This is a genomic window from Nocardiopsis oceani (assembly GCF_054777395.1).
Genome location: NZ_BAAHAR010000094.1, coordinates 1 through 8,166 on the forward strand (window position 1 = coordinate 1; position 8,166 = coordinate 8,166).

At 63.5% G+C, this 8,166-nt stretch carries 7 protein-coding genes; 4 read left to right on the top strand and 3 right to left on the bottom strand.

Features of this window, described 5'->3' with window-relative positions:
* The first annotated feature begins 1,506 nt into the window (after positions 1-1,506).
* Positions 1,507-1,845 (top strand): hypothetical protein, encoded by a 339-nt coding sequence (locus ACYVDG_RS32175; protein WP_460763794.1) that lies wholly within the window; start codon positions 1,507-1,509, stop codon positions 1,843-1,845.
* Between the two features lie 222 nt (positions 1,846-2,067).
* Positions 2,068-2,247, top strand: a complete 180-nt coding sequence (locus tag ACYVDG_RS32180) for a hypothetical protein (RefSeq protein ID WP_460763799.1) — start codon at positions 2,068-2,070, stop codon at positions 2,245-2,247.
* Positions 2,248-2,328: 81 nt separating this feature from the next.
* On the opposite strand, the gene thpD is transcribed toward ACYVDG_RS32180, so the two are convergent.
* Positions 2,329-3,237, bottom strand: coding sequence for an ectoine hydroxylase (gene thpD / locus ACYVDG_RS32185; RefSeq protein ID WP_460763806.1), 909 nt, complete (start codon positions 3,235-3,237; stop codon positions 2,329-2,331).
* A 404-nt stretch (positions 3,238-3,641) separates the two neighbouring features.
* Here thpD and ACYVDG_RS32190 point away from each other — a divergent pair, with 404 nt between their 5' ends.
* Positions 3,642-4,709 carry a GAF and ANTAR domain-containing protein gene (locus ACYVDG_RS32190; protein WP_460763809.1) on the top strand — a complete coding sequence of 356 codons (1,068 nt, stop codon included), beginning with the start codon at positions 3,642-3,644 and terminating at the stop codon, positions 4,707-4,709.
* Between the two features lie 475 nt (positions 4,710-5,184).
* Positions 5,185-5,916, top strand: coding sequence for a sigma-70 family RNA polymerase sigma factor (locus ACYVDG_RS32195; protein WP_460763814.1), 732 nt, complete (start codon positions 5,185-5,187; stop codon positions 5,914-5,916).
* Between the two features lie 130 nt (positions 5,917-6,046).
* Here the strand turns inward: ACYVDG_RS32195 and ACYVDG_RS32200 are convergent, their stop codons facing one another.
* Positions 6,047-6,256: a CsbD family protein gene (locus tag ACYVDG_RS32200; protein WP_460763818.1), complete on the bottom strand. Its 210-nt coding sequence runs from the start codon at positions 6,254-6,256 to the stop codon at positions 6,047-6,049.
* Positions 6,257-6,540: 284 nt separating this feature from the next.
* Positions 6,541-7,689: a hypothetical protein gene (locus ACYVDG_RS32205; RefSeq protein WP_460763821.1), complete on the bottom strand. Its 1,149-nt coding sequence runs from the start codon at positions 7,687-7,689 to the stop codon at positions 6,541-6,543.
* Positions 7,690-8,166 lie beyond the last annotated feature (477 nt).

The window sequence follows — 8,166 nt, forward strand, 5'->3', positions numbered from 1 at the left end:
CACAGGCGTCTTCATTCCGCGTTGGGATACAACACGCCCGCGGAGATTTACGCGGCGCATCAGGAGATGCGACTGGCCGCGTGAGACAGGCGGTTCAAAGCCTGTCCGGAAACAGCAGGGCCCCTCAAAGCCCTTTCAGCGAGACGCGTCCGGTGACCGGACCACGATATGGCCATCGGGCCGCATCAAGATCGCCTGGCCCAAGGCCCAAACGCTCGGCCAGCTCGCCGTCCCCGTCTTTCCATACCCGCTGTTCCGGACCGGGCCCGGTGACCGTACCCGAGACTTTGAAGGTCACGTCCAGCCTACCGGGCAGGGCCGCCCGGTCGTACGGCGCCGATGCCGTTTTCATCGCGTACGAGACTCAGGAGTACCCCAAGGACCAGTTCCCCACGCGCAGGGTCTACGGGCCCACGCAGCGCGGGGCCGAGTTGCGGATGATCACGTGTGCCGGCGCCTTCGAGGAGATCCGGCGCGAGTACACCGGCAACGTGGTCGTCTACGCGACCTTGGAGTCCTCCACCGGAGCTCCGCCGGCCCAAGACCACCCCCGCCCTGATGAGTTGGTGCCTCAGGCCTCGGCTCCCAGCCCGCATCTCGGGGCTGCGGGCTCTCCGACACGGCCATGCCGCGCACAGCGGCGAAAGAGGGCTGCTTGCGTATGTGTCCCCGTCGGAACGCGACCGCTCGGAGTTGGACACCACATGACAAGGGCGCAGCTCGCCGACTCTACGCTGAACCGTGTCGCGGTCCGAAACTGTGGGGCCATGAACGTGCCCCTACATGGGTGGCAGCGATCAGCCGTTAGAGTGGTCAGACCATGGTGGGCGGGTTTTCCATGCACCCGTGGGCGGATGACCGAGAGACCTGCCCGCCATGGCTGTGTTGTTGTCGGCGACACCAGGGTCCAGGGGCAAAGCGGTTCGGGTAAGACGATCCTCAACGTTGGAATCGCTGCCAGCGCCCAAGTCAGGACACCTCTTCGGAGCGGCCTCTACGAGATGCTCAGTGCCCGCCCACAAAACAAGGAAGACTGCGCGCCCGGGCAGCAGGGTGTCGCGGCGGGCGTGAGCCAGTGGACTACCGCCCGTGTCCGGCCTGACGGCGCCAGACGGCCTCGCCAATGTATGTTCCCGAACCGAGTGCAGCGACTCTTGGAGGGTGAATCGAGGCAGCTTCGGACTCAGGTCAGAAGCGGACACACGCCGCGCTTTGCTTACGCTCCGTGAGACCCCGGCAGGTCTAGGATGTACACACCGGGAGAAGCCCGATGCTCGGTTGGGTTCAAGGCAAATGGGCCCGCTCCGAACCATCACTGCCATGGCCGCAGTGCGGATGTGTTTGTCCAGCAGCCACATCCGGCTGCCACAGGGTAATTCTGACCGTCCCCGGTGTATCCGGACGGTACAGCTCTGAGTCCCTGCAAGGAGGTCTCTGGACCACTTGCGGCGATCTGGAGAGTGATCCGCCCCCATCAGCCACCGCTTGCGAAGGACCATCCCCTTGTTGGACACCCGACCCGAACCACACAGCGCGACGGCAGCGCAGGCTGCACTGTGGTACGCCGAACAGGCCTTCTATCTGTACGGGCGCGCCGACCGCCGCGGTGAACTTCACGGAGAACGCGACACGACCCGACAACATCTGATAGCCCAGGCCCGATCCCAGGTGGAAACCGCCTGCATCCTGTACACGCTGACCGAGAACCGCTCGGACCAAGCGGTTGCCGCCGTACTCTCGGTGGCCGCGGCCAATGAATCGACTGCGCGCGAACACGCAGCAAAAGTTCTGGCCCACTTGGGTGCAGACCCTCGTGAGGCCCACGCACTGGGTTACGCGTCCTGACCAGTGGGCGATTGAGACGCACCGGTTCCGTTTACGGCTGGGGACGTGATTGCTAACGGCTCCTCTCAAGCAACGACCTGGTAATCACCGCGGCTCTGCGGGTGGCGCTGTTCGGGGGCCGGTTTTCGACTTACGCTACCTTCTCGTGGTCCGGGTGCGGGCTTCTTCTGACTACCACACCACCAGCAGGCTCACGGATCGGCCCCACCATCCCCAGCCTCGGTGCAGGAGCACAGCGCGCACCGGATCCAGGCCGAGCGGGGCTCCTCCCCACTGCACCCCACGCACGACCTGTGCGTCGCCGTAAACGGCCAGAAAGGCCTCGTGGTCCACCTCTCCGGCACCCACCACCTCGGCTTCCAGGCGGGGAAGGCACGACGTGCCTACGACCGAGGGGCGTAAACCCGCCCGGTAGAACCCGTCGGACCTGAGTGGCCTCCATACCGACAGCTTTTGAGATGAGCTCTCGGAGTGAGGACAAGATCAAGGATGCAACGGCGCGGTGTCGCGGGAGGCGACGAACTCCGGACGGCGCTCGGTGGCTGAGAAGGGTTCGACCAACGCGTTCTCCACGCTGTTGAACACCACGAAGATGTTGGACCGTGGAAACGGCGTGATGTTGTTCCCGGAACCGTGCATGCTGTTGCAGTCGAACCACAAGGCGGAGCCGCTGGGACCGGTGAACTGCTTGATACCATGACGGCGCGCCAGTTCAGCGATGTCGTCCTCTTGCGGAACACCAACCTTTTGGGACCTGAGCGAGGACCTGTAGTTCTCGTCCGGGGTACGACCCACGCAGGGTACGAACGTCCGGTGCGCCCCTGGCATGAGCATCAGCCCTCCGTTGAAAGCGTAGTTGTCGGTCAACCCGATGGACAGGCTGACCGCTTTCATGTGGGCCATGCCGTCTTCTGCGTGCCACGTCTCGAAATCCGAGTGCCAGTAGAACCCGCTCCCGCGGAAGCCCGGCATGAAGTTCACACGGCTCTGGTGGACGTAGACGTCTGTTCCGAGGACCTGCCGTGCTCTGTCCAGGATACGGGGCTGGCGGATGAGCCGGGCGATGTGGTCGCTGAACAAGTGAGCATCGAACACGGAACGAACCTCGTTGGAGGTCGGCTCGGTGATCGTGCGCTCATCGGCACGAACGTCTGCGTCCTCGGTCAGCGCACGGATTTCTCCCAAGCACTCGGTGAGCTCATGCTCGGACAACAGGTCATGTTGGACATGGAACCCGTCGCGTGCGTGTGCGGTGAGTTCGCCGGTGTGCGCAGGCCCCTTCCGTGCTTCGGTTTTCACCGTGGGTTCCTCACGTGTGATCCACCCCCGGCCCATCTCGGGGTCCACGCGCGTCGGATACCTGTCCTGGATGTGCGCGTTGACGAGTGTCATGGTTGGTCGGCCCTTCCTCGCTCGTCGTTGCCTTCTGTATTCGCAGGCCGCTGGAGATTCGGCTCCTCACCCCGGCGCGCAGGGCTTCGGACCGTGAAGCAACGGGTTCACCCGTGGGCGCCAGATATGTCGGTTCACCGCTATGACCGGCCGGTCCAACCCCGTGGACCTCGGTTGCTGCAGAGGCATTCGGTGCTGATCGGTGCGGTCGGATCGGGCCTGGTCGCCGTGGACCCTCTCGCACCGATCGCGATGCCGACCGCCGCTGGTCCTGCGATTCGTTCTGTGGATTCCGCACTGCCCTGATGAAGGCGTCGGCAATCAAGGGCGGGATCTCCCGGGGGACGAGGCCGCTACGCTGGAATGCGCAGTTTGAGGGCGGGGAACAGTCAGGTGGGCCACAGATGGTCGGTAGTGAAAAGTCGGGTGACTCAGCGCAGGGGGCACAGGATCCCCAAGGGCTGCGGGCATGGAACAACGAACGACGTGAGTTCTCGGTGGCCATCCGTGAGGAGAGCCTGGACGCGCGCGTGGCCAGCGCCGACGCTCGTGAAGCCGCGGCCGATGACCGTGAGGCCGAGGCGGACGCGTGGCTGCGTGCGCACAGCTTGCTCGACGAAGCTGAGGCCGCTGCCCGGAGGAGGCTGAGAGCGGAGCGCGCGCTCGTGCGCCGCGAGCGGGAGACCGCCCGCGCGAATCGCGCTAGCGAGCTCGATAAGAACAGGCCAGAGGTGTCGGTCGGAGCGACGTCCGACTATCCGCTCGCAGCGCGGTTCGCCGAACTCTCAACGCACCTGTTCACAGCAAGTTCGGTCAGCGAAGTGCTCGACCACCTGGTTCTCGTTGCAGGCGAAGTGGTCCAAGGCGGTGGCGCGGTCAGCGTTACCCTTCAGCGCGGCGATGAGTTCACCACCCCCGCGTATCGAGGAGCCCTAGCACACCAGCTTGATCACCTCCAGTACGAGCACGGTGAGGGACCTTGCCTGGACTCGGCGTCCTCTTCGGGCAAGGCATTCGCTGCCAGCGCAGACCTGGCCGTCGACACAACGTGGCCGGACTTCGCCAAGGCGGCGACCGCGGCCGGTTGCCGATCGGTACTGTCGTTGGGCCTCTTTCCAGACGCGACGGAATCTCTGCCACGGTTGGGATCGCTGAACTTCTACGCGCGCGGCACGCACGCCTTCGAACCCGGCGACCAGGACGTGGGGATGCTCCTGGCGGCCCATGCCGGTGTAGCGCTGGTATCAACCACGATGCTCTCTGAAGCCGACCTCCGGAACGTGAACCTGGAGCGGGCTCTGGAAAGCCGCGATGTCATCGGACAGGCCAAGGGCATCCTGATGGAGCGCCAGAGGCTCACACCGGAACAGGCGTTCGACAAGCTTCGGGACGCCTCCAACCGCCTCAACACCAAGCTCTCGGAGCTGGCGCGACGGCTGATTGAAACCGGTGAAACACCGGCGCGGCAGTGAAGTTCGTAATCATTCCCTCGTGCACGGTGGCCCGAAATCCTCGTGACAAACGAATGCCAAAGACCGGATCCGGGTAGCAGACCGGACAGGGAACTTGATCTCAACCTAGGTGTGCAAGTGACTCAGGTCGGGTGCGGTAAAACCATCCCCGCTCGGCCGCCCCTGTGCTTGTAGTGCTCATCGCCATCGCGTCCTGTCCGGCGGCGCTGTGCGGTTTTGGGCGTTTGGACCCGGCGCGCGCGGTTTTACGCACCCGTTGACCGGGTAGTGCAGAGTCAGGTCTAACAGCGGGCCTTTCAGTGACGGATCGTTTGGCTTTCCTCGTGACCGCCTTCGTTCCGGAGTGTTCCTTTCGCTGCGTGTAGGCAGTGGAGGAGTGAGAGGACCTGTTGTGGTGAATACTGCAGCCCGCAATCCTGCTTCGGTACCCAGACCGCGTGGAACTCGCGAGGAGGGTGAAGCGGAGGACCTGCTCGTGAGACTGAGAGACCTGCCGAGCGAGGGCGAGACTGCGTGCAGATTGCGTTCCAGGCTCGTTCAGCTCTACCGGCCGGTGGTGATCCGGGAGGCGTCCCGTTTCCGCAACCGGGGCGTCGACCATGAGGAACTCTGCCAGGTCGCCTACCTCGGCCTGATGAAGGCGATTGCGGGCTTCGACCACTCATTCAACAAGCGTTTTTTGTCCTACCTGCTGCCCACGGTCTCCGGAGAGATCAAGCGCCACTTCCGCGACTGTGTTTGGTCTGTGCACGCTCCGCGTTCGGTCCGTGACCGGCGTGCCGAACTCAACCGTTTTGTCGCCGAATTCACTCGCACCAACGCCAGGTCTCCTCAGCAGTCCGAGATCGGCGCGCATTTTGCCCTGGATGCCAAAGCCACGGGCGAGCTTCTCAACGCTGCTGAATCGTACTCGGCGGCCTCCCTTGACGCGCCTCGCCCGGTGGACGACGAAGGGTCGGAGGAACCCCTCAGCAGCGGCCTGGGTGAGGTTGATCGCGAGCTCGATTCTGTGGTGGACAGAGCGGCGCTCAGGTCGGCTCTGTCTGAACTGTCCACGAGGCAACGTTACGTGGTTGTGCTGAGCTTTTTTTCCGAGATGACCCAGTTGCAGATCGCTGGGGAACTAGGATGTTCCCAGATGCAGGTGTCCCGGATTTTGCGAGCTACACTGGATCGGCTCCGTGCAGAGCTGCTGAGCGAGGCCTGAGCGCGAGCGGACCCGTGGAAGGGCACGCAGCTCCGGGACTCTGGCGACTCACGGGCCCCGAAAACGACACGGTGGTCGCAACGCTCTCCAATTCAGAGGTTGTGACCACCGTGAGAATGCGGGCGCTCTTTTAGCGCTGGTCGTCCTCACCGCGAAGGTTTTCGGCCGCATCCCGGACCGTGTCCTTGACGTCTTCCTTGCCTTCGCGAAGTTTTCCCTTGGCTTGCTCGGCTTTTCCCTCCCCTTCGAGGCGCTCGTTACCGGTCACCTTGCCGGTCGTTTCCTTGATCTTTCCCTTGGCCTGCTCAGCCTTGCTCTGGCCCTTTTCTTCTTTGCTCATGGTCCCCTCCGTGTCTGCCGTGCTATACAGTTGCGTTCCCGCGTTTTGTGGGCTTGCAACTGTTACTTCCAGTCAACCCCCTGCCCGCAGGGCCATGACGCTTGCACGGCTTCGGGTGTGTTTTATTTCACATCCACAAGTCCCGGTGTATGTTAAGTCTGCTGCGTAGCCGCCGACCACGTGAGCTCAGCAGGCCTCCCGGCGAGCCTTCGCCTCACATACCCCTCTGGGCCTGACCACCCCGCCATGCCCGGACCTCACCCGTGCGGTGGTCGCGCGAAACCTCAGGAAACCCCGTGGTCTTCCTGCAGATTTCCTCGGCGCCGTTCGAGCTCCTCGCGGAAAGCCTCGCGCCGCTCCCGTTCACGCAGGCTAAAGGCGGCGTTGCGCACCGACTCCTCGCTCTCGAAACCGGAACCGATCGCACCGGCCACCGTGCTCGCCGCCGTCACCAGCACAGGGATCAGCAGATAAGTGCCTGGACTCACCTGCCCCGCGACGTAGGAATCCAGTATCCCCGGCGAGAGCAGCACCAGCGACGCCACGGTGTTGACCGCGAACAGGCCCGCATACAGAAAGGCCACCCCTAGTCCCAAAGTCAACACCGTCGTCGCGTTGAACAGCACCGCCTGTTCACGCTCGATGCGTGGACGCGCCCTGACCGGCTCCCACAACTTGTGGTAAACGATGAGCCATCCGGTCATCACCGCCAGCGCTCCGCCGGCCGCGAGCGCTAGGCGCCAGGCCGAGAGCATGGTCGCCATCTCCCAGACCGTGGAGTTGAGCAAGTAGAAGGCGCTGAAAGCAAAAGCACCGACCAACGGTCCCGTCAGACTCCAGACCAGGCGCCAGGGCCGGTTAGCCCGCACCATCCCCAACAACAACCGCAGATCCCCCCACCGTGAGGAGATCCGGGCATCGACCCCGGGCTGGTCAGGGGTGTGGCGCCGAAAACGGCCCGACAGGACCGGGAGGCGCCTTCGTTGGTGTTGGGCGCTGCCCTCCTGGGGCGTGCCGGGTCGGTGGATATCGGCCACGAGCTGGGTCGCGACCGCGCCGACCCGGCGCTGCAGCGCCATGACCCCAAAGGCCGGCAAGGAGACCACGACCACGCGCCGCTGGCTGTTCATGTCAGCCATGACGGCCCGCCTACCGCTGCGCATGGGCAGATCAGTCACGCACACGACCATGTCCCAGCCGTACTCGGCCATTTTGGTCTCGGCCAACTCCATCATCGCCGTGTGACGACTGTCGCTGGGCGGCAGCCGCTCCCGCTGCACCTGTGCGTCCCAGACCTGTTCGGAGTCGACCTGGTCGGCCAACAACTGCGGTAGGTCCTCGGCCAGCTGCTCACCGACCAGGACGGGCATAGCCACCGGATCGGCGAGCACGCCGACCGTCAGCCGACTCTTCTGCCGTTCTGCGTCCGCCAAAATTTTCCCTTCTTTTTAAGTGAGAATCAGTTTTCGGTGATTGATCCAAAATTTCTTAATTTGACTTAGGCGCGAGTCTCAAGTACAACTCATACCCCCGAAGACGGCAACGTATCACCGGTGAAATCTGGTGTGGTAATACCGCATAGGAACGACTAGGGAGTTGCCGGACATGAAGCTTATAGCTGGATGCAAGACTCAACGCAACAGCCCGTTTGACTCAATCCGAGGCCACCACGGGCCAAGTCCGACCGCAAGCACCAGCACCCCAACCGCTGCGGTTGCAGTGAGAAAAAAATAAAAAACTCGTGTTGCGGTGCTGCGACACGGGTAGTGGGAAAGGCCGCTATTTTTGTGTGTTTTGGCTGCTCACGGCGGTGCGATTAGAACTACCACCCCGGACCGGTAGCTTCGCTTATGTGCCGCACCACCACGAAACCGATACCACCCCGCAGGGGCTGCTGACCGACTACCTGG